We start from the raw sequence: 24,456 nt of genomic DNA on the forward strand, positions 1-24,456 counted from the left end.
CGCGACCCGGCGGCCAGCTCGGCCCGGACCGTCGCGGTCGACGCGTGGCCGCGGACCCAGCCCCGCAGCTCGCCACGCGAGAGGGTCGTGGGCGCCGCCACGGCGGGCGCCGCCGGCAGCGCGATCGCCAGCAGCGCGACCGCCGTGGCGATCACCGCCTGGCCGGCGCCATGGGGGCGACGGCGCGGCCGGATGGCGCGGGGGCACGGCATGGGGACGGGATCGAGCATGGGACGATCTACCGACGGGACGGGACCAACGCAGCATCCCGCGCGGTGCCGGCCAATACCAGCCCATGAATCTGCATCCGTCGCCCGTGCGACGGGGCGGCGGGCGCGGCGGAGCTAGCCGCGGGCCAGGTACTTCGTCGGGGCGGGGCGGAAGCCGGCCGGTTCGAGCAGCCGCTCCAGCGGGTGCCCGATCACGTCGAGCCCGTCGATCCGCTCCAGCTGGACGCCCTTGCGGGCGACGCCGACGCGACCGGACGCGGCGGCCTCGACCAGGGCCGCCAACGCGGCTGGCAGCCGGTCGTCGGCGTACGGGACGAGCACCTGGACGCCCTTGCCCGAGCGGTCGATGAAGAGCACCGGGTCCGGACCGACCAGGACGACCTTCGCTCCGTGCGCGCGCTGCGGGCGGGGGCTCTGCGCCTCGGCCGGCCGGCCGGGGTCCCGGGTGCGGGCTGCGGGCGGCGGCGCATCGTCGTCCTCTCGGCCGGCGCGGGACGACTCGCGCGGGCGCGGCGGCTGGCCATCGGGGCCCGGCCACGGCAGCAGCGTGCCGTAGGGCTGGGCCGGATCGGCCGCGTCGAGCACCAGCACCGGCAGCGGCTCGCCGGACGGCGCGACGACCGGCCCGGGCGGGGCGACCTGCTGGGCCCGCAGTCGCTCGACCGCGCCGGGCAGCGCGAACTGCGCGCCGCCGAGCCCCTCGACGAAGTAGCCGCGGCGGCAGACGCCGAGCGTCTCCAGCGCCCCGAAGCTGTCGTAGAGGGTCGAGAAGCCGCCGCTGATCCCCTCGGCCCGGACGTGCTCCCGGGTCACGATCCCGTGGCGCTCCAGCAGCAGCTCGGCCTGCGTGCGACGTCGGCTGCCGGGATCCACCGCGGGCTCGCCGGGCGGCGGCAGGAAGAGCGGCGCGGCGAGCGCGAACCGCCCCTGCGTCGCCTCGCGCGCGGCCGCCCCCGGCCGGGGGCCGAAGCGTCGCCGCGTCGCGGTCCGGCTGCGTCCGCCGGCCGTCCCCGCGCCGGAGCGGGTCGTCTTCATTCCCGCCCGCCCGGCCCGCAGCGGAGCGAAGACGTCGCAGGTGACCTCGCCGGCCCAGATCAGGTCCCAGAGCGCGTCGCGCAGGTCGATCGGCGGATGCGGGACCGCTGCGAGCATCTCGCTGAAGAAGGCCGGCCGCTGCCCGAGCAGCTCGCGCAGCGCATCGTGGACGGGACCGCTCGGGCCGACGGGCTCGACGCGACCGGCCGTTCCGCCGGCCAGGGGCCGTCCGCCGGGTCGCGGCAGGTCGCGGCCCATCGGCGGGCCGATCGCCGCGATGTCGTCGCGGAAGTAGAGCGCCACCCGCCCGCCGCCCCGTCCCAGCGCCCCGGCTCCGACCCAGACCACCTCGCCCGAGGCGCAGAGCCCGTCGAGCCAGGCCGGCGAGTAGGCGCCCAGCCGCCGCGGCAGCACGTCGCGCTCCCACAGCTCGACCGGCAGCGCCAGGCCCTGCAGCGGCACCAGGATCTCGCGCAGCCGGTCGGGCCCGGCCCCGCTCGGACGGTGGCGGTCGATCCCCTGCCAGCCGGTCGTGAACGCCACCAGCGCCCGCGGGTCGGCCGGCTCGATCTCGTGGCGCAGGGCCGCCAGCGACATCCGCCGCAGGCGCCGCAGGACCTCGGGATCGCACCACTCGGTCTCGGTGCCCCCGGGCCGGATCTCGCCGCGGACCAGCTCGTCCTCGCGCAGCAGGTCGCGGAGCGGCGCCAGCAGGTCGAGCCCGTAGCGCTCGCGCAGCTCGCGGTCGGTGAACGGCCCGTGGGTGGCGGCGAAGCGGACGACCAGCCGCCGCTGGGGGTCGGCGACGTCGGCCAGGAACGCCTCGGGCAGGCCGCCGGGCGGGACCGCGCCGAGCGCGTCGCGGAACAGCCCCGCGTCGTCGGCGGCGATCCACCGCTCCTCACTGCCGATCCGCATCCGGATCGCGCGCCGCTGCGTGCCGAGCGCCAGCAGCCAGTCCTCGGCCAGGGTCCGTCGCGCGTCGTCGGCCGGCGCGCCGGCGTCGGGCACGACCGCGCCGGGTGCCGCGACGCGCGCGGCGACCTCGTCCAGCGTCAGGTCCCCGACCCGCCGCAGGACCTCGGCCAGCGCGTCGGGCGAGCGCGCGACGGTGCGGGCGGAGCGGTGCTGCAGGTCCGCCTCGAGCTGCGCCAGCGCGCCCTCGTCGAGCAGCTCGCGCAGCTCGTCCTGGCCGAGCAGCTCGCGCAGCAGGTCGCGGTCGAGCGACAGCGCCGCGGCCCGCCGCTCGGCGTTCGGCGCGTCGCCCTCGTACATGTACGTCGCGACGTAGTCGAACAGCAGAGAAGAGGCCATCGGCGAGGCGGTCGGCGTCTCGACCTCGACCAGCGAGACCTCGCGTCGCTGGACCTGCTGCAGCAGCTCGACCAGCCCGGGGACGTCGAGCACGTCGCGCAGGCACTCGCGGTAGGTCTCGAGGATCACCGGGAAGTCGGGGAACCTCTCGGCCACCTCGAGCAGCGTCTGGGCCTTCAGCCGCTGCTGCCAGAGCGGGGTCCGCCGGCCCGGCCGGGCCCGTGGGATCAGCAGCGCGCGGCCGGCGTTCTCGCGGAAGCGGGCGCCGAACAGCGCGCTCGACCCGAGCTCCGAGACGATCAGGTCCTCGGCCTCGTCGGGGTCCAGCAGCAGCAGCTCGGCCGACGGCGGCTCGTCGCTGTCGGGCAGGTGGAGGATGATCCCGTCGTCGGACCAGATCGCGTCGGCCTCGATCCCCAGCTCCTCGCGGATCCGGCGGCTGGCGGCCAGGCCCCAGGCGGCGTGGACGCGGCCGCCGAACGGCGACAGCAGGCACAGCCGCCAGTCGCCGATCTCGTCCTTGAACCGCTCGACGACCAGCGCCGTGTCCGAGGGCAGGACCCGGGTGGCGTCCTGCTGCTCGCGCAGGAAGTCCAGGAGGTTGCGGGCGGCGCGCTCGTCGAGGTCGTAGTCGGCGACCAGCGTCTGCTCCTGCTGGTCGACCGCCCAGCGGCTGAAGGCGCCGATCGCCGCGCCGAGCGACTTCGGCCGCCCGCGCTGGTCGCCGCGCCAGAACGGCACGGCGCCCGGCACGCCCGGCGCCGGGGTGACGACGACCCGGTCGCGCTGGATCTCCTCGATCCGCCAGGTCGACGCGCCGAGCAGGAAGGTCTGGCCGGCGCGGGCCTCGTAGACCATCTCCTCGTCGAGCTCGCCGACGCGGCGGCCGTCGGGCAGCGTGACGCGGTACAGGCCGCGGTCGGGGATCGTGCCGGCGTTGGCGATCGCCAGCCGGCCGGCGCCGCGGCGCGGCCGGATCGTGCCGCCGATCCGGTCCCAGACGATCCGCGGCCGCAGCTCGGCGAAGTCCTGCGACGGGTAGCGCCCGTCGAGCATGTCGAGGACCCGCTCGAACAGCTCGCGCGGGAGCTCCGCGTAGGGGTGGGTGCGGGTGACGAGCGCGAAGACGTCGTCGACCGCGATCCCCTCCCCGAGACCGGCGTCGGGGTCCGCCGCGTCCGGGTGCTGACGCTCGCCGTCGTCTCCGCCGGTAGGGCCGGGAGGCGGCTCGCCGGCGTCGGCGAGCGCCAGCTGCCCGACGGCCGCCGGGTCGATCGTGCGCGGACCCCGCGACCGCGACTGGGCGCTGTCGTCGGACGACGCCGCGATCGCGACCACCTGCTGGGCGAGCACGTCGAGCGGGTTGCGGGGGATCGAGATCGGCTCGATCAGCCCCTCGCGCATCCGCCGCGCGACGACCGCGCACTCCAGCAGGTCGGCGCGGAACTTCGGGAAGATCCGGCCCTTGGCGACCTCGCCGACGCCGTGGCCGGCGCGGCCGATCCGCTGCATCCCGGCCGCGACCGACTTCGGCGACTCGATCTGCAGCACCAGGTCGACGGCGCCCATGTCGATCCCCAGCTCCAGCGAGCTGGTGGCGACCAGGCACGGCAGCTCGCCGGCCTTCAGCAGCTCCTCGACCAGCTCGCGCTCCTCGCGGCTGAGCGAGCCGTGGTGGGCGCGGGCGATCTCGACCGCGTGGGGGCCGGTGGGCTTCGCGCCGACGACGGCGGTGTGGCTGCCGGCGACGTTGGCGCGGCCCGTCGGGCCCGTCGGGCCCGCAGCCCCGGAGCCGGTCGCCGGGACGTGCCCGGGCAGCGGCTCGACCGGGCGCGGATGGATGCCGGCGTGGCGCTCGGGGCTCGGGAGCGTCGCGTCGAGGTCGGGCTCCAGCCGCCGCAGCTCGCCCGGCTGGCGGGCCGCGGGCCGGGTCGGGTCGTCGGGATCCCAGCGGGCGTCGGGGTTGCGGTCCGGATCCCGGCGAGCGCCCTGACCGCCGCGGGCCAGCGAGGCGGCGCCGTCGGCCGCGCCCGCGGCGGCCGCCTCGGCGTCGAGCGCCCGCCGCTCGGCCAGCTCGTTCAGCCGCAGGGCGAGCCGCTCGGCCGAGCGGCGGCTGTTGACGAAGACGATCGTCGACCGGTGCTGCTCGACGAGGTCGAGGATCTCCGGGTACATCGCCGGCCAGATCGAGTTGCGGGTGGCCTCGTTGCCCGCGGGCAGCACGTTCAGCGGGTCGTCGATCGCGACGCCCGCGGGCTCGTCGGGGGCGTGCTCGCCGGCGGACGAGCCGGGGCGGGCCGCGTCCTCGTAGGCGGCCGAGCCCGGGCCTTCCCGCCCCGCTGGCTCGCCGGCATGCGCGGGCGCCGCCGCACCGACGCCGTCCAGCTCGGTCAGCGACTCGACCGGGACCTGGATCCGCAGGTCCATCAGCTTGCGCTCGCCGGTGTCGACGATCCGGCACTTGCGCTGCGGGCCGACCAGGAAGCGGCCGACCTCCTCGAGCGGGTTCTGGGTCGCCGAGAGCCCGATCCGCTGGATGTCGTCGCCGGCCCACGCGCCCGGCAGCCCCGGCTCGCGCTGGGCGGCGAGCCGCTCGAGGGTCAGGGCCAGGTGGCTGCCGCGCTTGGTCCCGGCGACCGCGTGGATCTCGTCGATGATCAGCGTCTCGACGCCGGTCAGGATCTCTCGCGCGCCCGACGTCAGCATCAGGAACAGCGACTCGGGCGTGGTGATCAGGACGTCCGGCGGACGGCGCCGCATCGCCGCCCGCTCGCGCTGGGGCGTGTCGCCGGTCCGCAGGCCGACCCGGATGTCGAGCGCGCCGTCGGCCGACGGCGGGGCGATCCCGCGCAGCGGCGCGCGCAGGTTGCGCTCGACGTCGTGGCTGAGGGCCTTCAGCGGCGAGACGTACAGCAGCCGGACGCGCCGTTGCCCGTCCGGCAGCGGCGCCGCCGCCAGCCGATCGAGCCCCCAGAGGAACGCCGCCAGCGTCTTGCCCGACCCGGTCGGCGCCGAGATCAGCACGTGCTCGCCGGCCGAGATCAGCGGCCAGGCCTGCTGCTGGACGGGCGTCGGGGCGTCGAAGGCGCGCGTGAACCAGTCGCGGACGCGCGGGGTGAAGGCGTCGAGGGACACGGACGATCGAGACTACGCCGCCCGCCGGTCCGGGCCGGCGGGGCCGCCTGACCGGACGTCCGTCCACGGAGTGCAGACGGACGCGTGTACAGCGGTTCCGGCCGCCGATAGGGTGATCGTCGCGCAGCCCCACGGCGCGCGGTGGCTCGTCGTCCAGCACCAGGAGGGTCCCTGCATGTCCCGTCGTCCGTCGCGCCCAGCCGCGCTCGCCCTCGTCGCCGCCGCGGTCGCGGGCGGTGGCGCGCTGCCCGCGGTCGCCTCCGCCGAGATCTACGGCGGCGGCTACCTGCAGATCCCGAAGAGCGTCCGCGCCTACGCCGGCAACGACGCGCTCGTGACCGTCAACGTCAACGGGAACGGCGTGCGGCTCAGCGTCGCCGCCGCGACGAGCCGTTGCACCACGCTGGGTGCGCGCGAGCTGCGGACGACGGTCCCCGACGCGACGAACTGGCAGGCGATCAGCGCCGTGCGGACCCTCCGCGCGAGGAGCGGCGCGCTGCGGACCCGGGTCCGTCTCACGGTGCAGCTCCAGCGCACCGGGCCGGAGCAGTTGGACGGAACGCTGACGATGGTCGGCACGCTGCACAACGGGAAGCGCCGGCTTCGCTGCCGCGGAACGCTGCCGCTCTCCGTGCGACGGAACGGCCCGAGCCCTCGTCCCGGCGCGGCCGCCAACCACTCGCGCTTCGGCGTGACCAGCCAGCGGGTCGACGGCTTCCGTGCCGCGATCGCGATCGTCGCGCGCCCCGACGGCCGGCTCAGCGCGGTGTGGGCGACGCGCTTCCGCTGCCAGTCCGGGCGCAAGACCTGGAACGGCAGCTTCCGCAACTTCGCGCCGCCGTTCGCGGTCCGGGCCGACGGCAGCTTCCGCGGCACCGAGCGCCACCGGGAGCAGGGCGGCCGCGGCCGCAAGCGCTACCGCTACCAGTTCAACGGCACGATCCGGGGACGGGTCGGCAGCGACGGACTGGCCCGCGGGACGGTGCACGTCAGCTCGCGCTACGAGCAGCGCGGGTACTACCCGACGGTCTGCAAGAGCATCACCGCCAGCTTCGTCGCCGCCCCCTAGGACGACGACGGGCCGGTCGTCGCCGGCCCGCCCACTGCCTCTCCCGCCGGCCCTGCGGCAGGCCGGGCGCTGATCCGCCCGGCCCGCCGCAGGGCCGGCTCCGCGGCGCGCCGAGGCGCAGCGGCGCCTCAGCTCAGGCCGCGACCGGCTGCTTGGTCGTGTCGACCAGCTGGCGGACGACCTGCGCGACCTGCGCGGCGACCTCGGCGTCGTCGGCCGGGTGCAGCTCGGCGAAGCGGCCGAGCGAGTTGGGGACCGAGACCTTGGCCTCCTCGACGACCGCGCCGCCGGCGATCCCGAGGGCCTTGCGGGTCTCGTCGTGAGCCCAGACGCCGCCGTACTGGCCGAAGGCGGTCCCGATCACGGCGACCGGCTTCTCCTTGATGGCGCCGGCGCCGAAGGGGCGGGAGAGCCAGTCGATCGCGTTCTTCAGCCCGCCGGGGGTCGAGCCGTTGTACTCGGGCGTCGCGATCAGGACGGCGTCGGCGCCGGCGACGGCCTCGCGAAGCGCGGCGGCCGCGGCGGGCACGCTCTCGCCGTCGAGGTCCTCGTTGTAGAGCGGCAGCTCGGCGAGGCCGTCGAAGACCTCGATCTCGACGCCGTCGGGGGCGTTGCGGGCCGCGGTCTCGAGCAGCTGCTTGTTGTGCGATCCGGCGCGGAGGCTGCCGGAGAGGCCGATGATGCGGGTCATGGAGGAGGCTCCTGAGAGAGGGGGCTAGAGTCCGTCGGGGAAGCGGACCATGGTCCGCTCTCAAGAGTTGTAGCACCAAACCGGACCGCGGTCCACTTGCATCGTTTCGGCTACACTCGAACCGTGGCCTCCACGCCCACCGCACCGCTGACGCCGCTGCCGACCCTGGCCCTGCCGATGGCCGGCGCCCAGGAGCACGAGCGCGCCGACGCCGCCCGCAACCGCCGGCGGCTGCTCGACGCGGCCGGCCGCCTGGTCGCCGAGCGCGGCGTCGCCAACGTCACGATGGAGGCGGTCGCGGCCGCGGCCGAGGTCGGCAAGGGCACGGTCTTCCGCCGCTTCGGCGATCGCGCCGGGCTGATGAACGCGCTGATCAACCACACCGAGACCGACCTCCAGGAGGCGTTCCTGCACGGCCCGCCGCCGCTCGGCCCCGGCGGCGACCCGGTCGAGCGCCTGGTCGCCTTCGGCCACGCCCGGCTGGAGATGGTCGATCTGCACGGCGAGGTCCTGCGCGCCGCGGAGTCCTGCGCCGAGAAGCGCCTGGCCCACCCCACCCGCGGGGTCCACGCCACCCACGTCGCGTCGCTGCTGCGCGACGCCGGGGTCTCGGGTGACGTGCAGCTCCTGACCGACAGCCTGCTGGCCACGCTCGATGCCAGCCTGGTCTGGCACCAGAACCACGTGCTGGGCATGCCGCTCGCCCGGATCGCCGACGGCTGGACCGACCTGGTCCACCGCGTCACCCGCTGCTGAGCCCCGCCGCCGGGTGAGCCGGGTCCCCCGGCCCGGTGGTCGCGACCCACGGACCGCCTGGGTAGGGTCGAGCCCATGCGCCTCTCCGACGCACGCGGACGCCGTGGCCTGATCGGCGGGATCGCCCTGCTCGTGCTGCTCGTCGCGATCGGCGTCGGGGCGCTGGTGGGCGGCTCCGGCGACGACGCGCCGGCGGCCGCCGCCCGCACGACAGCCACGATGCCGCCGGCGGTCACCCCCGCCGGCGAGCCGCCGACCGCGCACGACGACAGCGAACCGACCGAGCCCGAGGCCCCGGCGACCGTCCGGACCGCCGCGACGACCACCACCACGACCACCACCGCCAGGTCGCCGCGACCGGCGCTGCAGCGCGCGGCGACCGCGGCCGCGCGGGCCGGCGGAGCGGGCACCGGGGCGGCGGTCGGGACGATCGGCCCCGGGACCGTCGTCCGTGCCGGAACCCTCCAGGTGACCCACGCCTGGAGCAGCTCCAAGGTCCCGGTGCTCTCAGCCGTGCTGCGGGCTCGCCGCGCCGGCGAGCTGCGCGGGGGGCGGACGCCGACCGCCAGCGAGCGGAGCCTCGCCACGCGGGCGCTGACCGCCTCCGACAACGAGGCGGCGCTCGGGCTGTTCGCCGAGCTGGAGCAGGCCTTCGGCGGCGTCGACGGCGCTTCGTCCAAGGTCGAGGAGGCCCTGACCGCCGGCAGCGGCCGCGCGATCGCGGTCAACCGCCAGCGCCGCGGGTCGTTCACCACCTTCGGGCAGACCCAGCTGCGCCTGACCGACGGCGTCCGCTTCTACGGCGGGCTGGCCGGCAGCTGCGTGCTGGGGAGCGAGGACACGCGCTTCGTCCTCGGCCTGATGCGACGGGTCGAGGGCGGCCAGCGGTGGGGCCTCGGGACGCCGGCATGGGGCGCCACGATCGGTTTCAAGGGCGGCTGGGGGCCGGAGGCCGGTGGTCGCTACGTGGCGGTCCAGTACGGCGTGCTGCGGCGCGGGTCGCGCGGGGTCGCGGTGGCGATCGCCGCCGACGCCCGCGGAGGGCTCGAGGCCGTGACGCCGAAGCTGACCGCGATGGCACGGGCGCTGCAGCGGAGCCTGCCGGTCAGCCGTTGGCCGGCGCTGCCGAAGACCTGCCCCGGCGGCTGACCCCCGGCGGTCAGGCGGTGGCCGCGGCGCGCGTCAGGACCGCGTCGAGCATCGGCTCGGTCAGCCGGCCCGTGAAGGTGTTCTGCTGGCTGGGATGGAAGCTGCCCAGCAGCCGGTAGGGCCCGACGAGCGCCTCGACCCCGTGGCCGAACCGCGGCCGTGGTCGCGGCACCGCGATCCCCCGCGCCGCCAGCAGCCGCAGCGCCCCGTCCCAGCCGAACCCGCCCAGGCAGACCAGCGTCCGCACGTTCGGGAGCAGGTCCAGCTCGGCCACCGTCCACGGCAGGCAGGCGTCCCGCTCCTCCGGCGTCGGCTTGTTCGCCGGCGGCGCGCAGCGGACGATCGCGGTGATCCAGCAGTCCCGCAGTCGCAGCCCGTCGCCGCGGTGGGTCGCGGTCGGCTGGTTGGCGAACCCGGTCCGGTGGAGCGCGGCGAAGAGGAAGTCCCCCGAGCGATCGCCGGTGAAGATCCGCCCCGTCCGGTTGGCGCCGTGGGCGGCGGGCGCCAGGCCGACCACCAGCACGCGCGCCGCCGGATCGCCGAATCCGGGGATCGGACGGCCCCAGTACGGCTCGTCCCGGAAGGCCGCCCGCTTGGTCCGCGCGACCTCCTCGCGCCACGCCACCAGCCGCGGGCAGGCCCGGCATTCGACGACGCGCCGGTGGTGCTCGGTCAGGGTCTCGGCCACGTCCCGACGGTAGTCCACGACCGGTCGCGACCAGCACTGGCGAGGCCCTCCGGTACCGTTCGCTCCCGTGACCGCCCGCCGCTCCCGCCTGGCCCTGCTCCTCGCCGCCGGCACGATCGCCCTCGGGGCCGTCGGCTGCGCGCCGACGAACACGACCAAGAGCAAGGACTTCTCGGGCGTGAAGGCGCAGGTGGCCAACACCGTCAAGGCGCTCGACGACGCCTACGACGACGAGCAGAAGGACAACAACGGCGCCCGCACCGTCTGTCGTCAGCTGCTGTCCAAGCGCCTCGTCGCCCAGCTCGACGCCCGCGGCGGCTGCGAGAAGGTCACCCGCAAGGCGCTCGACGACGCCGACCCGATCGACATGAGCGTCCAGGACGTCACGATCGAGGGCGACAAGGCGCTGGCGAAGGTCGAGCTCAAGGTCACCGGCTCCCACAAGCGCAACGACACGCTGACCCTCGTCCGCGAGGGCGGCAACACCTGGAAGCTCGACAGCACCACGCGCGGCGCGGTCGAGGGCGGCGCCGGCAAGAAGTAGCGGCGGCCCGCTCGGGCGGGCGGTCGTGCCGGCCGGGTGGTGGCCCAAGCGCACCGGCCCGACCCAGCCCCCCGCTAGAAGTCGGGGTCGCGGTCGTAGACGCGCCGGTAGTAGGCGCGGTACTCGGCGGTCTCGACCAGCGGCCGCCACCACCACTCGTGGTCGCGGTACCAGTGGACGGTCGATTCCAGGCCGCCCTCGTCGAAGTCGACCCGCGGCGCCCAGCCGGCCAGCTGCCGGAGCTTGGAGGAATCGAGCGCGTAGCGGCGGTCGTGGCCGAGCCGGTCCTCGACGTGCTTGACCTGCGACGGCGACGCGTCGGTCAGGTCGACGATCCGCGAGACGACGTCGAGGTTGACCTTCTCCTTCGCCCCGCCGACGTTGTAGGCCTGCCCGGCGGCGCCGTGCTCGAGGACCGCGTGGATGCCCGACGCGAAGTCGTCGACGTGCAGCCAGGTGCGGACCTGCTGTCCGTCGCCGTAGACCGGCAGCGGCCCGCCGTGGATCGCGTTCAGGACCATGATCGGGATCAGCTTCTCGGGGAACTGCCGCGGCCCGTAGCAGTTGGACCCCCGCGCGATCACGACGTCCTGGCCGTAGGTGTGGTGGGCCGCCAGCACCATCAGGTCGGCGCCGGCCTTCGACGCGCTGTAGGGCGAGGAGGGCTCCAGCGGGTGCTGCTCGGTGAACGCCCCGTCGTCGATCGAGCCGTAGACCTCGTCGGTCGAGACCTGGACGTAGCGGACGCCGCGCCGACGGGCCTCCTCCAGCAGCGTGAAGGTGCCGACGGCGTTGGTGGTGACGAACGCCTGCGCATCGAGGATCGACCGATCGACGTGGGTCTCGGCCGCGAAGTTGACGATCGCCTCGACGTCGGCGGCGGCCTGCTCGACCGCGCCGGGGTCCTCGATCCGGCCGATCACGAGGTCGACGTCGAGGCCGTCGAGGTTCTCCTCGCGGCCGGCGTAGGTCAGGGCGTCGAGCACCCGCACGTCGTCACCGGCCGCGACGCGCTGGTGCACGAACGCCGAGCCGATGAAACCAGCACCACCGCAAACGAGGATCCGCATCGCAGCTGAGGGTATCGCCGCGGTCTTGACAGCCGCGTCGCCAGCCGTCTTTGATCGGCGGACCGAACACCTCGAGGAGGACCAGGACCATGACCGCCACCCCGATCGCCAGCGGCGTCGACTTCATCACCCTGCCGACCCAGGACTTCGCCCGCGCGCAGGAGTTCTACGGCACCGTCCTCGGCCTGCCCTGCTCGGCCCGCTGGGGCCAGATGCCGGCCGCCGAGTACGAGACCGGCAACCTGACCATCGCCGTCATGGAGTCGGCCGCCTTCGGGATCGAGTTCCGTCCCCACGGCCACCCGATCGCGCTCCACGTCGACGACTTCGAGGCCGCCAAGGCGGAGCTCGAGTCCCGCGGCGTGACCTTCAAGACCGAGACGATCGACAGCGGCGTCTGCCACCAGGCGTTCTTCGAGGACCCGGACGGCAACTCGCTGGGGATCCACCACCGCTACGCGCCGCGAGCGCCGAAGGACTGAAGTCGGCGAGGGGCTCGCGGCCCCGAGCGGTCGGCCGGGCTCGACCGCGCGCCTCGGCCGCCCGCGGTTCGCGGTTGAATGGCGGGCGGCGCCGGAGGTCCCGGCGCCGGCGAACCCAGGAGCGACCGATGAAGGTGCAGGACCCAGAGGGAACGACGTGGCGGGTGCGGCGACGGTGGTTGCCGTGGCGCCGACGGGTCCGCGACGTGCCCGACATGCCGGTCGACATCGGCGGGCTCGGCGACGACCCGATCAGCGCCGTGATCGGGATCTTCCTGCTGATCCTGGCGATCCCGGCCCTGATCGTGATCACGATCCTGCTGGCCGAGCTGCTGATCCTGATCGCGCTGCTGCCGCTGTTCCTGGTGCTGCGGGCGGTCGCCCCGGTGCCCTGGACGATCGAGGTCCGACGCCGCTGGAAGCTGGAGCGCGAGGAGCAGGTCCGCGGCTGGGGCGCCTCGCGGGCGCGGATCCAGGACATCGCCAGCGAGCTGCGGCTGCGGGCGCCGCAGAAGCCGGACGCGGCGGAGCCCGCCGCCGACGCCGTCTGACCTTCCGGTCGCTCAGTCGCGCGCCGCGCCGGTCTCGAGCAGGTGCGAGCGCACGCCCTCGTGCCAGTCGGGCAGCACCGGGACGTCGGCCCGGGTCGACGCCAGGACGCTCCAGGCGGGGCGCTTGGCCGGCCGCGGGAAGGCGTCGGTGGTCACCGGCGTCGCGCGGGTGCCGCCGCCGATCCGGGCGAAGACCTCGGCCGCCAGCCCGCACCAGGTGACCTGGCCGCCGCCCGCCATGTGGGCGATGCCGGTCGCCTCGCCGGCCGCGGCACGGACCAGCGCCGGCGCCAGGTGGCCGGTCCAGGTCGGCGAGCCGGTCTGGTCGTCGACGACCTGGACCTCGTCGCGATCGGCGGCGAGCGCCACCATCGTGTCGACGAAGTTGCGCCCGGCGCTGCCGAAGACCCACGCGGTGCGGCAGATCAGGTGGTTCGGGTTGTGCAGGGCGACCTGCTGCTCGCCGGCCAGCTTGGTGCGGCCGTAGGCCCCCTGGGGCGCGGTCGGCGCGTCCTCCCGGTAGGGCTCGTGGGCGTCGCCGGCGAAGACGTAGTCGGTCGAGACGTGGATCAGCCGGACCCCGAGCGCCGCGGTCGCCCGGGCCAGGTTGCCCGCCCCGTCGCCGTTGATCCGCAGCGCCTCGGCCTCGTGCTCCTCGGCCCCGTCGACGTCGGTGAAGGCGGCGCAGTTGATCACCACCGTCGGCGAGAGCGCCTCGAGCGTGCGAGTGGTCAGGTCCAGGTTGGTGACGTCGATCTCGGCCCGCGGCGCGGCGACCACGTCCCAGCCGTGGACCCGCCCGACGTCGACGACCCGCTGGCCGAGCATCCCCCCGGCCCCGGTGACGACCATCCGCCGCTGCCGGGGGCCGGCCGGCGGCGCGTCGGAGTCCTCGCGCTCGAGCTGACCGCGGTTCGGGCGGATGATCGTGTTCGGTCCGAGACGCTGGATCTCGCCCTGGCGCACGTAGCCCATCTAGGCCCCCGTTCGTCCCCGACCGGCGAGGCCGATCACAGGATCTCGATCTCCGAGTTGTCGCCGACCATGAAGCGGTAGGCGCGCGGCGTCCGCTCGCCCCGCCGGACCACGACGTCGCGGCCCAGCAGCGAGGACTCGATCCGGCCCTCGAGCCCGATCAGCTGGGCGCGCTCGAGCAGGATCGAGTGCTCGACCTCGGAGCGCTCGACCACCGCCCCGGCCGCGATCGAGCTGTAGGGCCCGATGTAGGAGTCGGTGATCACCGCGCCAGCGCCGATCACGACCGGCCCGCGGACGACGGCGCGCTCCAGCCGGGCGCCCGCCTCGACCACGACCCGGCCGTCGATCTGGCTGTCGACGACCTCGCCGTCGACGCGCCGCTCGATCACGTCGAGGATCAGGCGGTTGGCCTCGAGCATGTCGGCCAGCTTGCCGGTGTCCTTCCACCAGCCGTGGACGACGTGCGGCTCGACCCGGTCGCCCTGGTCGACGATCCACTGGATGGCGTCGGTGATCTCGAGCTCGCCGCGCGGGGAGGGCTCGATCGCCTTCGCCGCCTCGAGGATCCGCTTGGTGAACAGGTAGACCCCGACCAGCGCCAGGTCGCTCTTGGGCTCGGCCGGCTTCTCCACCAGCCGGGTCACGCGACCGTCCCGGAGCTCGGCGACGCCGTACTGGCGCGGATCGTCGACCGGCTGCAGCAGGATCATCGCGTCCGGCTGGTTGGCCTGGAACTGCTGCACCAGCCCGGTCAGGCCGCCCTGGAGCAGGTTGTCGCCCAGGTACATGACGAACGGCGCGTCGCCGAGGAACGGCTCGGCGGTCAGGACCGCGTGGGCCAGGCCGTCGGGCGAGGTCTGCTCGATGAAGGTCAGCCGGGCGCCGAACTGCGAGCCGTCGCCGCAGGCGTCGCGGATCTCGCCGCCGGTCTCGGGGTTGAGGATGATCCCGATGTCGGTCACCCCCGCCTCGACCATCGAGCGGATCCCGTAGAAGAGCACGGGCTGGTTGGCGACCGGCACCAGCTGCTTGGCGGAGGTGTGGGTGATCGGGCGCAGGCGCGTCCCGCGACCGCCCGACAGGATCAGACCCTTGAGCTGCGGCATCGCGCCGGAGGCTATCGGTGGACGTCCGACTCGGCGACGAGCGCTCGGGCGGGCGGCGGCCGCTAGTAGACCCCGGCGGCGAGCTTGCGGTGATCCCAGGTCGCCCGCCGCCGCTCGACGAACTCCAGGCCGACCCGCTTCGATGCCTGCTGGCGGACCATCGCCACGACCTCGTCCGGCAGCGCGCCGCCGTCGACCCCGGGCGTGTAGCGCTGGAAGATCTCGATCCCCAGCTCGGTGATCGCGTCGACGTCGCGGTGGAGGGTGACCTCGGTCTCCAGCATCACGCCGCGCAGCTCCTGGTACTGCTCGCCGGCCTCGACCTGGATCGTGGCGCGCGGGTCGCGCTCGAGGTTCTTGGTCTTCTGCGACTTGGCGAACGTCCAGGCCCACACCCGACCGTCGCGGACGACGTACCAGAGCGGCATCAGGTGCGGCCAGCCACGCGGGCCCTGGGTCGCGCAGACCAGCGTCCGCTCCTCGTCGAGGAAGCCCAGGACCTCGTCCTCGCTCATGGTGATCTGATCGCGGCGGCTCATGGGCGGGACGCTAGCGGACTGGCTGGCTGGCCAAACCAGGAGCGGCCGAACGTGACCGACGACGCGCTCGGCCCGTGACCGACGACGCGGGAGGACCCGCCGCGGGTCGGCAGTCTTGCGATCACACAGAACGCCACGGCCGCCGACGTCACGGCGAGCCACACGACGACGCGGTCCTCTCGATCCGGATCCAGGGCGCACAGCCCTCGGCGATCGAGTCCACCGCGAACCGCAGGGGAGAGGCGGGCCGGCAGGCCCGCCTCCTCTCGTTCCGGGGCCGCCACGCGCGGCCGCGGACCGCCGCCCGCGAGCGGATGCCGGCGCTCCTCGGGCAGCTGCGACGGCCTGCGGGCCCAGGCCGGGGCCCTGCGGGGCCCGCGGCGAGGCGCCTCGGGGCGCCCGGGTTCCGTCACCGGCGGGACCGCGAACGTGACCGCTGACGCACCCTGCGGCCGAACGTGATCAGCGACACATTCGCGCCGTGACCAAGGCCGGGGAACGGACCCTCGATCGGCGGGAATCTCCTCTCATCGAGCAGGGGCGTCGGGCTCCCGCCGCAAGACACGAAGGGTCGAGCACATGTTCCGCAACACGAAGTCCGCCGAGGCGACCGAGGTCACCGAGGCTCCGCGCCGCCGCCGCATCACGTCGGCGCACGTCGTCGCCGGGGTGGCGCTGTTCGCCGCTCTGGGTGGCACCAGCTACGCGGCCAGCTCGCTGAAGGCCAACTCGGTCGGCAGCGCGCAGGTCAAGAACAACTCGCTGAAGTCGAGCGACATCAAGAACGGCTCGTTGCTGAAGAAGGACTTCAAGACCGGCGAGCTGCCCGGCGGCACGCAGGGGCCGAAGGGCGACAAGGGCGACCCGGGCTCGGACGCCGTGCCGAACGTCTCGCTGTCGGACCTCTCCGCGGCGACCACCACGTCGAGCACCACGCCGACCACGATCGCCGGCCTGACGCAGAACATCACCATCCCCGGCGGCGCCCCGCGCAAGATCGTGGCGAACGTCACCGGCGAGTCCGCCTGCTACGGCGGCACCGGCTACTGCTCGCTGCGGATCCTGGTCGACGGCGCCGAGCTGACCCCGAACGTCGGCAGCGACTTCGCCTTCAACTCGACCGACAACAACACCGAGACCTCCAGCTCCTGGGAGTCGCTCGGCCTCCAGCGCTACAGCGACACGCTCGCTCCGGGCGCCCACACCGTGACCGTCCAGCACTACGCGGTCGGCACGGCCACGCACCGGTTCGACGACGCCGCCCTGGTCGTCACGCAGGTCCAGGGCTGATCGCTCCCCCAGCGCATCACCCAGCAGCACGAGCGGCGGGCCATCGGCCCGCCGCTTCGGCGTTGCCGGACCGCGCTAGCCGTGGAGCGGTCGGTAGCGCCCGTCGGCGTAGACCAGCGGCGCCGTCGGCGGGCCGAACACGATCGCCTCGACCTGGCCGAACAGCACCGCCCGCTCGTACAGCTCGGTCTCGTCGACCAGCCGGCAGCGGAGCGCGACCGGCGCCTCGGCCAGCATCGGCGGGTCGTCGGCCGCCAGCGACAGCCCGTCGAAGGTCGCCGTCGTGCCGTGGCTGAACCGCTCGGCCAGCGGTTCCTGCCCCGCGCCCAGCAGGTTGACCCCGAATCGGCCCGCGCCCGCGGCTCGCGAGCGGACCCAATTCCAGCGGTCGACCACCACCAGCACCACCGGCGGCACCGCCGAGACCGAGGCGACCGCCGTCGCGGTGACGCCGGCCGGGCCCCTGCGACCGGCGGCGGTGACGACGGTCACCCCACCCGGCAGCTGCCGCATGGCGCGGCGGTAGTTGGCGCCGTCGGCGGACGCGGGCTCAGCCATCGCCGCCGACCGTAGCGGACGGGCGCACGGCGCCCGACCGGCGGACGACCCCGGCGGTCGGTCGCCGAGGCCCGCCGGTGGCCGCTCAGCGGGCCCGGACGATCGTGACCCGCGCCGGGCGCTCGGTCGCCACGTTGCCGGCGGCGTCGCGGGCGCCGACCCGCAGGCGATAGGACCCGGGCGCCAGCGAGCGGCCCTTGATCCGCCCGCTGAAGGCGACCTCGTTGCGACCCTCGCGGCCAGTCGCCCGCAGGACGCCGACCTGCTGGATCCGGGTGCAGCGCTTCGCCTTCCGCAGCCGTCGCGAGGGCGCGACGCAGCGCCCACCCGAGCGCCGACCGTCCCGCGGCCGTTCGACGGCGACCGTGATCGCGGCCGGCTCGGAGAGCCGCAGCCGCACGATCGTCCCGATCGCCCCGCCGCGGGCGCGCACGCCCTCGGGGGTCACCGCGCGGCCGGCGCGGAAGCTCCGCCGGACCAGCGACAGGTTCGAGATCCGCGGCGCGGTGACGTCGCGCGGCGGGGTCTCGCCGCCGCCACCGCCACCGCCGCCACCGCCACCGGCCGGCGGGTCGACGCCGACCACCCGGGCGACCTTGCTCGTCCGCTCCAGTCCGACCCAGAGCGTGTTGCCCGGCCCGGCCGTCAGGTAGCGCGGACCAGACGCCGCGGAGAGCCCGGTGAGGGTCGTGCGGCTGCCGTCGACGGCGATCCGGCCGAGCGTGTCGCGCGCGAAGTTCGCGGTCCAGTAGGCGCCGTCCGGGCCGAAGGCGACGCCGAACGGGTCGTCGCCCGGCATCGGCGTCAGCAGCGGGGCGGTCGCGCCGCCGGTCAGCCGACCGACGTGCTGCTCGAGCGCGCCCGGGTTGGTGAAGAGGACCTGCCCGTCGGGCCCGGCGGCGATGTCCTGCGGCCCGCCGCCGACGGGAACGGTCGTGAAGCTGCCGTCGGTCGCCATCCGGACCACCCGCTGGCTGCCGAAGTCGACGATCCAGAGCTGCCCGTCGGTGGCCGCGGCGATCCCGCGGGCGCCCATCCCGGCGACCGGGAAGGCGGTCGCCGTCGCGGGGCTGGCCGGGGAGATCCGCAGTACGTTCTCGCCGCTCGCGGTCCAGAGGTTGCCGTCCGGTCCGACGACGATCCGGCCGGGCGAGGTCAGCGCCGCGATCGGGAACGCGACCGCCGCGGCCGGGTCGCCGGGCGGGATCCGGGCGACGCCTCCGACGTAGGTCGCCCAGAGGTTGCCGTCGGGGCCGGTGACGATCCCGAACGGTGCGGAGAACGTCGGGGCGTCGAACTCGGTGACGGTACCGTCGGGTGTAACCCGGGCCACGTCCTTGGCCCCGCCGAGGACGACCCAGACGTTCCCGTCGGGGCCCGTCGTGAGCTGCTTCGGCGTCTCGCTGAGGGCGAACTCGCCGTCGACGCGGGGGGCGGCCCCGGCCGCGGCCGGGACCAGCAGCGCCACGGCCGCGAGGGCGACGCCGGCGCCCGCCAGGCGCGATCGGCGGCGGATGGTTCGGAGGACGGCGGGGCTGGGCATCGCTTGAACGTACCCGCGCCCCGGGAGCCCCCGCAATCGGGAGCTCACCCTGAACGTTGCGGGCCCCGTCATGCCCCGCTGGGCGGGCCACCGCGCGAGACGGGGCACCCCAGCCGGTTGGCCTGGGTGCACATGTACCGCATCTTCTGCGCGTCCAACAGCCCGCCGCAGCAGGGAACGCGACGTGGCGTCCAGCAGGCCGAGGAAGGCACCGCCGGAGGCGGCGACGAGCGCCTTGGCACGACGGGTCATGCGGATCCTCCGGGACGCTCGGGGTCGGGGCGCCCTCCGACGAAGATCCGGCCGACCGACACCTGGGCCGCGCCGGTGTCCCCGCGACGGTCGGTCGCGACGGCGGCGATCGGGTTCGCTCCGTCGTGCAGCGGCACGCGAACGGCGAAGCGCCCATCGCGGCCCAACCGCGCCACCCTGCCGGCAACGCGCACCTGGGCGACCCCGTCCGGATCGTCGGCGCGGCCCCGGACCGTGATGCTCGACGCCCGGCTGACGGTGCCGTCCGCGGGCGCGTCAATCGCGATCCGCGGCGCGCTCGCCGGGTCGACGACGACCCGCGCCGCGCTCGCCGCCCGCTCGCGGTCGACGGCCACGGCCAGCACGCGGTGCAGTGCCGCGCCGCCCGTGGCAGGCACGTCGATCGACGTCTCGTCGACGATCGTCGCCGGGCCGCGGCCGGTCAGGCGGGTCGGGACCGGCGCGACGCCCAGGCCCGCGGCGCCGCTCGCGCCGACGGCGACCACGGTGCCCGCCCGCGCCGGGAGGATGCCCGGCAGCGGGCCTGGGTCGCCGCCGTGCGGCTGCCACCAGGTCGGGGCCACCAGCATCGTCGCCGGGTGGACGACGCTCACCTCGACCCGGTGCGGACGCTGGTCGGTCGCCACCCAGCGGTCGCGCACGTCGGCGGTCGCGCCGGTCACGGTCACCGTCCGCTCCAACCGGACGCCGGCCTCGGCAAGGCGCCCGCAGCCGCCGAGCGCGGCATCGCCGTCGCAACGCGCGAGCGGAGAGACGGTGGTCACCGTCACCCGGCCGCTGCGCGGCGCGACCTCGGCGTGCGCGTCGACGCCGGCGAACCCGCGAGGCGCGCGTCCGCGCAGGCGCGGCACCGCCCCGGGCAGCAGCGCCGGCCGCCCGTCGACGCGGACCGCGGCGATCCGCGCAGCGCCGCGCCAACCGCCGGCGACGTCGATCCCCCGCTCGGCCTCGCGGACCACGACGCCGTCGCCCGCGACCCGGAAGCGGTCGCTTCCGCCGCCCTCGTCGCCCGCGGCGGGGACGGGCCGCGCCGGCTCGTAGCGGACCACCACCAGCCGCGGCCCGCGGAACTGCTCGCCAGTCGCCTCGCGCAGACCGGCGGGGACGGCGCGGAGGTCGCACCCGCCCACCGGCACCCGGGAGAGCGCGATCGCAGTCCGGATGCGGCCGCCCGCGCGCAGCGGCACCGCCCGGCGCAGGACCGCCGTTCGCGGACCGGCGACGCACACCACGTCGATCGTGCCGCCGGCCCGGCCGTCGCTGCGCCCGCGGACGAGCAGCGGGCGCGCCGCCGCGGGGCGCGAGCGGTCGTCCAACCGCACCGCGCCGGCGACCGGCGCGACGATCCGGGTCGTGCTCGGGTCGGCGGGCAGCGGCGCGCCAGCCAGCAGCGGCGCGAGGACGGTGGCGACCAACACCGCGGACCTAGAGCCGCTCGACCGCGATCCGGACCGCGTCCTTGCGATCGGTTCCGGTCGCCCCGTACACGACGACCACGTTGCGGTGGGTGAAGAGCTGGACGCTCTCGCCCGGCACCGATCCACGCAGCTGCTTCGCCACCTCGCCCGCCTTGCCGGCCTCGTCGAGGACGAACAGCATGATGATCTGGCCGTCCTTGGCGGCGGTCGACTGGTTGCTGTAGGCACGCTCGACGCCGTCGTCCTTGGCGTCGTCCGGCACCGGCATGTCGGCCAGCCGCACGCCGGCGGCCCGGGCGACCGCCGCGCGGGCGTCGCCGGCGGCGGCCTTCGGCGCGTCGGAGCCCCCGCAGCCGACGAGGGCGGCGGTGGCGAGCAGGATAGCCAGGAGCGGTGAGCGACGGATCATGCGGCCGGAAGCTAGGCGCGGCCCGGACGGCCGACAATCGGAGGCCGACCCTGGACTTCGCCGCGGCCGACCCGCAGCGGCCGGCGCCCCCGGGTCGGGGACGCCGGCCCGCTCGCGGTCAGAACCCGCAGAGGAACGGGGTCAACGGCAGGTCCGGCAGACCGACCAGTCGCATGCTCGTCCCGGGCGAGCAGGCGATCTCGCCGCTGCCGACCGGCCCGATGAACGACCGGTGGCGGGCGCGCAGGCCGTCCGGTCCGCCAAACGTGGCGCTCGCCCCGCTCCACGACCCCGGGAAGTCCAGGTCGTCGCGGTAGTCGATGCTGCCGATCACCGGACGGTTGGCCGTGTCGATGTACGCCCGCGGGATCCCACCGGGAGCGACCATCACGTCGAACGCCAGGTCGCCGAGCTGCACGTCGCGCAGCCGCAGGAACTTCTTGCGGTGGTCGGACGAGCGGCAGTCGCGCTCGTTCCCCGGTTCCAGGCAGACCAGCGCGTCGACGGTCATCGGCTGCTGGCTGCTGCCGTTGTCGGTGATCTCCAGCGACGCCTCCGACGCGAAGTTCGGCGAGCCGTTGCGCCGGCACTTGGAGCCGGCGTGGAAGCAGACATCCAGCTGCTTCGGCACGTTCGCCACCGTCGCGTGGAGCAGGCCCAGCTTCTTGCCGCGATCGGTCTCCAGATGCAGCTCGCTGATCGGCGCGGCCGCCCGGTAGCGGATCGCGGTCGCCCGCTCGTCCTCGTCGGGAACTCCATCGGCCGGTGCCCGCATCCGGATCTCCGTCCGCGCCTGCGGCCGGTCGACGTAGCCGCGGACGAACTCCTCGACCCCCTCGATCTCGTCGAACGTCCTCATGTCGATCGCAAAGACCCGCGGGCTGTCCGGCAGGTCGACCTGCACGTCTGTGACATCCTCCAGCTCGGTCTTGCGGGTCTCGATCCGCGCGCTGCGCAGGTGCGAGACCCCGGCTGTCAGGGCGTACTCGCTCGGGGTGTCGTGGTAGAGGATCCCGTCGTGGTTCGCCGGCAGCTCGCGGAGCGCGCCGCCGGCCGCCTGGATCAGCAGCCGCCCGACCGGTTCGGATGCCGTGGCCTCGATCACCGGCCCGGTCTCGGGGAGCTTGGCCTCCAGGTGCCGGGGTGCGTCCTCGATCTCCAGTCGCAGCTGGTCAGCGCGGTCGACGACGTCCAGGTCGCTCCCGCGGAGCGACACCCGGGCGACCGGCGCGTCGGCGTCGTAGGTCACCTGCGTCCCGCTCGCGGCGTCGTCGACCAGCCGCAGCGCCACCCGCCTCGGCAGCGCGTCGATCCGCGCGTCGATCCGCTGGTCGGGGCCGGTCTCCTGGGCCAGCGTCGCCTTGGCCGTGAACGGGCGCCCGGCCCCGGCACGGACCAGTAGGTCGAGCGGATCGGGCGTGATCCGGACCTGTCGCAGGCCGAACACCCGGGCCGCGAGCAGCCAGCGGTCGTCCTGGTCTCGGAGGATCACGCCCTGCTCACCGGCCGGCAGGCTCTCACCGTGGCCGTCCGAGGCGCGCAGGTCGATCTCGCCGACCGGGGCGTCGCTGGAGAACTCGATCGTCCCGTCCTCGTCCTCCGCGACCTCGAGGTCCATCGTCGCCGGGATCCCCTTGACCGACGCCTCGAAATGGGTCGCCCGCTCGAGCAGCGGCTCGGGGCTCGTGGCCTGGACGGCGATCTCGTCGATCCCCTGGCCGTGGCCGTCGAAGACGATCCGCGGCGCCGTCGGGTCGATCGCCAGCCGGGCACGGTGCGGCAGGTTCCGCACCAGGGCCTCGGCCTCGAGGTCGGGGCGCTTGAACGACGCCCGCACCGGCCCCGACCGCATCGTCGCGTCGAGCAGGATCGAGCGGCTGGCGCTGCCTGGGGCGGTGCCCTCGATCCGCACCTGCTCGACGTCGAACAGCCGCAGGGCGGAGGAGCGGAACTGGGTCGGTCCCGAGCCCTCGCCGTCGACCGACTTCACGTACGCGCCGGGCGCCGGGTCCACGATCGGCTGGCCGTTGACGGCAAACGCCGCTTCGACCTCGCCGACCGGGCCTCCGCGGGTGTCGATCGCCAGCTTCTCGATCCGGCGGTCGAGCGTCTTGATCCGCGCCGTGGCGCCGATCGGCGCGCGCCTCAAGTGGACCAGGCCGGCGTCGACCACGGTGTCGTAGGTCGGCGCTCCCTTGCGCGCGGTGATGTCGGCGCTGATCCGATCGATCGGCTCGCTCGCCTGGTAGTCGATCCTCTGGTCGTCCTCGCCCAGCGGCTGGAACCGCAGATCGATGCTCCGCGGCAGGTCCTCGATCGTGGCCACGACGCGATCCTCCTCGTCCAGCGCGTCGTCCTGCAGCCGGGCGCTGACGGTCGTCCTGGTCCGCTCGGTCGTCCGCAGGTTGGCCTCGATCGCGTCGTCGGCGGCGAACGCGAAGTCGGCCGTGGTCCGCTGCGGCGGCTTCTCCTGCTCCAGCCGCGTGGCCATCCGGTTGGTCCGGACGCCCTTGCCATCGACGCCGTCGAAGACCTCGGCCAGCAGCGCGACCGGCCCGGTCGCGCCCGTCTGCGTGACGGTGGCCCCGAACCGCGTCGGCTCGGCGTCGCCGAAGACGTCGGTCAGCCGGATCACGGTCTGCCAAGCGGTCGGCGCGTCGGAGGGCATGCCGTCGAACCCGACCGCCACCCGCTTCCGTGGCAGGCTGCCGTCGGACGGGTCGGCGATCACGGCCTCGACGGACGCCGGCAGGTGCTCCTGCCTGCCGGGCACGCGCTCGATCTTCAGCGTCGCCTTGTCGAGCGAGAACACCTGCAACGAGGCGAGGAACTCAGGCGCCGGATCGTCGTCGACGTTCAGCGGCGTCGGGAATTCGAGCGTCGCCGGGACGTCGCGCTTGACGATCTGGCCGTTCGGCCGCCGGAACTCGGTGTGGAAGGCGTAGTCGAGGACGTCCAGGTTGCAGGCGCCGGTGGTCAGCAGCCCGGTCAGGTCGGAGAGGCCCGGGACGCCGTCGACCAGCTCGTCGACCTCGGTCACTGGCGGGCAGAGGGCGTCCTGCAGCAACCGGCCGAGCGGCACGGCCTTCGCGGACCGCGAGTCCTGCAGCAGCCGGCCCAGCGGCTCGCTGTGAAGGACGTCGTCGATCACGGTCTCGAGCCACCCGGACGGCGGCAGCAGGTTCAGGCGCTGCTCGGGCGTCGGCGCCGCGGGGGCGGTCGACGGGAGCAGCGCCCCGCCGGCGACGACGAGCGCGGCCAGCGGAAGGCGGAGGAGCTTGCGCATGCGGCTCGTCCTCACGGCAGGCGATCGGCCGCGCGGCCGCGAGCGCCCGGCTTGGAGGGGTCGCGCGGATTGCGGCCGCCGAGGCCGCCGGCGCCGTGGGTCAGGGTCGAGTCCGTGGCGACCGTCGTCGATCCGCTGCCGAAGTGGCCGATCGCGGCGCTCGGGCCGCCCGCGCCACCGCCGCCGGCGCCACCGAAGCCGCCCCGGCCGCCATCGCCGCCGTCACCGCCGTGCCCGACCTCGCCGTCGGGGTCGCCGACGCCGTCGTCGGTCACGCTGCCGCCAACGCCGCCCTGGCCGCCGTCGCCGCCACGTCCGCCGCTGCCGCCGTCGCTGCCGGGC

At 75.1% G+C, this 24,456-nt stretch carries 21 protein-coding genes; 7 read left to right on the forward strand and 14 right to left on the reverse strand.

Going from position 1 to position 24,456, the window contains the following annotated elements; all coding sequences use genetic code 11:
• Together PAI11_RS20065 and PAI11_RS26565 are read right to left on the reverse strand one after the other, a co-directional pair.
• Positions 1-212 (reverse strand): hypothetical protein (locus PAI11_RS20065; protein WP_138974446.1); only part of this gene is annotated, 212 nt, incomplete at its 3' end.
• 132 nt (positions 213-344) lie between these two features.
• Positions 345-5,714, reverse strand: coding sequence for a DEAD/DEAH box helicase (locus tag PAI11_RS26565; RefSeq protein WP_007578221.1), 5,370 nt, complete (start codon positions 5,712-5,714; stop codon positions 345-347).
• 175 nt (positions 5,715-5,889) lie between these two features.
• On the opposite strand from PAI11_RS26565, the gene PAI11_RS20075 reads away from it, so the two are divergent.
• A complete protein-coding gene (locus PAI11_RS20075; protein ID WP_007578222.1) occupies positions 5,890-6,783 on the forward strand; it encodes a hypothetical protein in 894 nt (297 codons plus the stop codon).
• A 133-nt stretch (positions 6,784-6,916) separates the two neighbouring features.
• Here the strand turns inward: PAI11_RS20075 and PAI11_RS20080 are convergent, their stop codons facing one another.
• Entirely contained in the window at positions 6,917-7,474 is a 558-nt protein-coding gene (locus PAI11_RS20080; RefSeq protein ID WP_007578223.1) for an NADPH-dependent FMN reductase, read from the reverse strand.
• 177 nt (positions 7,475-7,651) lie between these two features.
• On the opposite strand from PAI11_RS20080, the gene PAI11_RS20085 reads away from it, so the two are divergent.
• Together PAI11_RS20085 and PAI11_RS24875 are read left to right on the forward strand one after the other, a co-directional pair.
• Positions 7,652-8,230: a TetR/AcrR family transcriptional regulator gene (locus tag PAI11_RS20085; protein ID WP_040601136.1), complete on the forward strand. Its 579-nt coding sequence runs from the start codon at positions 7,652-7,654 to the stop codon at positions 8,228-8,230.
• 75 nt (positions 8,231-8,305) lie between these two features.
• Positions 8,306-9,379, forward strand: coding sequence for a serine hydrolase (locus tag PAI11_RS24875; RefSeq protein ID WP_007578225.1), 1,074 nt, complete (start codon positions 8,306-8,308; stop codon positions 9,377-9,379).
• A gap of 10 nt (positions 9,380-9,389) precedes the next feature.
• Here the strand turns inward: PAI11_RS24875 and PAI11_RS20095 are convergent, their stop codons facing one another.
• A complete protein-coding gene (locus tag PAI11_RS20095) occupies positions 9,390-10,067 on the reverse strand; it encodes a uracil-DNA glycosylase (RefSeq protein WP_007578226.1) in 678 nt (225 codons plus the stop codon).
• A gap of 67 nt (positions 10,068-10,134) precedes the next feature.
• On the opposite strand from PAI11_RS20095, the gene PAI11_RS20100 reads away from it, so the two are divergent.
• Positions 10,135-10,611, forward strand: coding sequence for a hypothetical protein (locus PAI11_RS20100; protein WP_007578227.1), 477 nt, complete (start codon positions 10,135-10,137; stop codon positions 10,609-10,611).
• Between the two features lie 74 nt (positions 10,612-10,685).
• Here PAI11_RS20100 and rfbB read toward each other — a convergent pair whose 3' ends face one another.
• Positions 10,686-11,681, reverse strand: coding sequence for a dTDP-glucose 4,6-dehydratase (gene rfbB / locus PAI11_RS20105; RefSeq protein WP_007578228.1), 996 nt, complete (start codon positions 11,679-11,681; stop codon positions 10,686-10,688).
• Positions 11,682-11,770: 89 nt separating this feature from the next.
• On the opposite strand from rfbB, the gene PAI11_RS20110 reads away from it, so the two are divergent.
• Positions 11,771-12,163, forward strand: a complete 393-nt coding sequence (locus PAI11_RS20110; RefSeq protein ID WP_007578229.1) for a VOC family protein — start codon at positions 11,771-11,773, stop codon at positions 12,161-12,163.
• Between the two features lie 128 nt (positions 12,164-12,291).
• Entirely contained in the window at positions 12,292-12,714 is a 423-nt protein-coding gene (locus PAI11_RS20115; RefSeq protein ID WP_138974447.1) for a hypothetical protein, read from the forward strand.
• A 12-nt stretch (positions 12,715-12,726) separates the two neighbouring features.
• On the opposite strand, the gene rfbD is transcribed toward PAI11_RS20115, so the two are convergent.
• The 3 genes from rfbD to PAI11_RS20130 form a co-directional block, all read right to left on the reverse strand.
• Positions 12,727-13,689 (reverse strand): dTDP-4-dehydrorhamnose reductase, encoded by a 963-nt coding sequence (rfbD, locus tag PAI11_RS20120; RefSeq protein WP_007578231.1) that lies wholly within the window; start codon positions 13,687-13,689, stop codon positions 12,727-12,729.
• A 35-nt stretch (positions 13,690-13,724) separates the two neighbouring features.
• Positions 13,725-14,798, reverse strand: coding sequence for a glucose-1-phosphate thymidylyltransferase (locus tag PAI11_RS20125; protein WP_007578232.1), 1,074 nt, complete (start codon positions 14,796-14,798; stop codon positions 13,725-13,727).
• Between the two features lie 62 nt (positions 14,799-14,860).
• Positions 14,861-15,337 carry a pyridoxamine 5'-phosphate oxidase family protein gene (locus tag PAI11_RS20130; RefSeq protein ID WP_007578233.1) on the reverse strand — a complete coding sequence of 159 codons (477 nt, stop codon included), beginning with the start codon at positions 15,335-15,337 and terminating at the stop codon, positions 14,861-14,863.
• Between the two features lie 579 nt (positions 15,338-15,916).
• On the opposite strand from PAI11_RS20130, the gene PAI11_RS20135 reads away from it, so the two are divergent.
• Positions 15,917-16,627 (forward strand): hypothetical protein, encoded by a 711-nt coding sequence (locus PAI11_RS20135; protein ID WP_007578234.1) that lies wholly within the window; start codon positions 15,917-15,919, stop codon positions 16,625-16,627.
• 75 nt (positions 16,628-16,702) lie between these two features.
• On the opposite strand, the gene PAI11_RS24880 is transcribed toward PAI11_RS20135, so the two are convergent.
• The 6 genes from PAI11_RS24880 to PAI11_RS27570 form a co-directional block, all read right to left on the reverse strand.
• On the reverse strand, positions 16,703-17,185 hold the full coding sequence (locus PAI11_RS24880) for a flavin reductase family protein (RefSeq protein WP_007578235.1): 483 nt from the start codon (positions 17,183-17,185) through the stop codon (positions 16,703-16,705).
• A gap of 85 nt (positions 17,186-17,270) precedes the next feature.
• Positions 17,271-18,728 (reverse strand): Vgb family protein, encoded by a 1,458-nt coding sequence (locus tag PAI11_RS20145; RefSeq protein ID WP_007578236.1) that lies wholly within the window; start codon positions 18,726-18,728, stop codon positions 17,271-17,273.
• 248 nt (positions 18,729-18,976) lie between these two features.
• Positions 18,977-20,419, reverse strand: a complete 1,443-nt coding sequence (locus PAI11_RS20150; protein ID WP_007578237.1) for an Ig-like domain-containing protein — start codon at positions 20,417-20,419, stop codon at positions 18,977-18,979.
• 7 nt (positions 20,420-20,426) lie between these two features.
• Entirely contained in the window at positions 20,427-20,828 is a 402-nt protein-coding gene (locus PAI11_RS20155; RefSeq protein WP_040601134.1) for a hypothetical protein, read from the reverse strand.
• A 118-nt stretch (positions 20,829-20,946) separates the two neighbouring features.
• A complete protein-coding gene (locus PAI11_RS20160; RefSeq protein ID WP_007578239.1) occupies positions 20,947-24,114 on the reverse strand; it encodes a hypothetical protein in 3,168 nt (1,055 codons plus the stop codon).
• Between the two features lie 11 nt (positions 24,115-24,125).
• The coding region (locus PAI11_RS27570) for a hypothetical protein (protein ID WP_040601135.1) at positions 24,126-24,456 on the reverse strand (331 nt) is incomplete at its 5' end.

Source organism: Patulibacter medicamentivorans (assembly GCF_000240225.1).
Taxonomy (GTDB): Bacteria; Actinomycetota; Thermoleophilia; order Solirubrobacterales; family Solirubrobacteraceae; genus Patulibacter; species Patulibacter medicamentivorans.

What these genes read in the sequence shown, in the direction of transcription:
- PAI11_RS20075 (WP_007578222.1), top strand. Translation starts at nt 5,890, where the DNA reads ATGTCCCGTCGTCCGTCGCGCCCAGCCGCGCTCGCCCTCGTCGCCGCC.
- PAI11_RS20080 (WP_007578223.1), bottom strand. Translation starts at nt 7,474, where the DNA reads ATGACCCGCATCATCGGCCTCTCCGGCAGCCTCCGCGCCGGATCGCAC.
- PAI11_RS20085 (WP_040601136.1), top strand. Translation starts at nt 7,652, where the DNA reads ATGGCCGGCGCCCAGGAGCACGAGCGCGCCGACGCCGCCCGCAACCGC.
- PAI11_RS24875 (WP_007578225.1), top strand. Translation starts at nt 8,306, where the DNA reads ATGCGCCTCTCCGACGCACGCGGACGCCGTGGCCTGATCGGCGGGATC.
- rfbB (WP_007578228.1), bottom strand. Translation starts at nt 11,681, where the DNA reads ATGCGGATCCTCGTTTGCGGTGGTGCTGGTTTCATCGGCTCGGCGTTC.
- PAI11_RS20110 (WP_007578229.1), top strand. Translation starts at nt 11,771, where the DNA reads ATGACCGCCACCCCGATCGCCAGCGGCGTCGACTTCATCACCCTGCCG.
- PAI11_RS20115 (WP_138974447.1), top strand. Translation starts at nt 12,292, where the DNA reads ATGAAGGTGCAGGACCCAGAGGGAACGACGTGGCGGGTGCGGCGACGG.
- rfbD (WP_007578231.1), bottom strand. Translation starts at nt 13,689, where the DNA reads ATGGGCTACGTGCGCCAGGGCGAGATCCAGCGTCTCGGACCGAACACG.
- PAI11_RS20125 (WP_007578232.1), bottom strand. Translation starts at nt 14,798, where the DNA reads ATGCCGCAGCTCAAGGGTCTGATCCTGTCGGGCGGTCGCGGGACGCGC.
- PAI11_RS20130 (WP_007578233.1), bottom strand. Translation starts at nt 15,337, where the DNA reads ATGAGCCGCCGCGATCAGATCACCATGAGCGAGGACGAGGTCCTGGGC.
- PAI11_RS20135 (WP_007578234.1), top strand. Translation starts at nt 15,917, where the DNA reads ATGTTCCGCAACACGAAGTCCGCCGAGGCGACCGAGGTCACCGAGGCT.
- PAI11_RS24880 (WP_007578235.1), bottom strand. Translation starts at nt 17,185, where the DNA reads ATGGCTGAGCCCGCGTCCGCCGACGGCGCCAACTACCGCCGCGCCATG.
- PAI11_RS20145 (WP_007578236.1), bottom strand. Translation starts at nt 18,728, where the DNA reads ATGCCCAGCCCCGCCGTCCTCCGAACCATCCGCCGCCGATCGCGCCTG.
- PAI11_RS20155 (WP_040601134.1), bottom strand. Translation starts at nt 20,828, where the DNA reads ATGATCCGTCGCTCACCGCTCCTGGCTATCCTGCTCGCCACCGCCGCC.
- PAI11_RS20160 (WP_007578239.1), bottom strand. Translation starts at nt 24,114, where the DNA reads ATGCGCAAGCTCCTCCGCCTTCCGCTGGCCGCGCTCGTCGTCGCCGGC.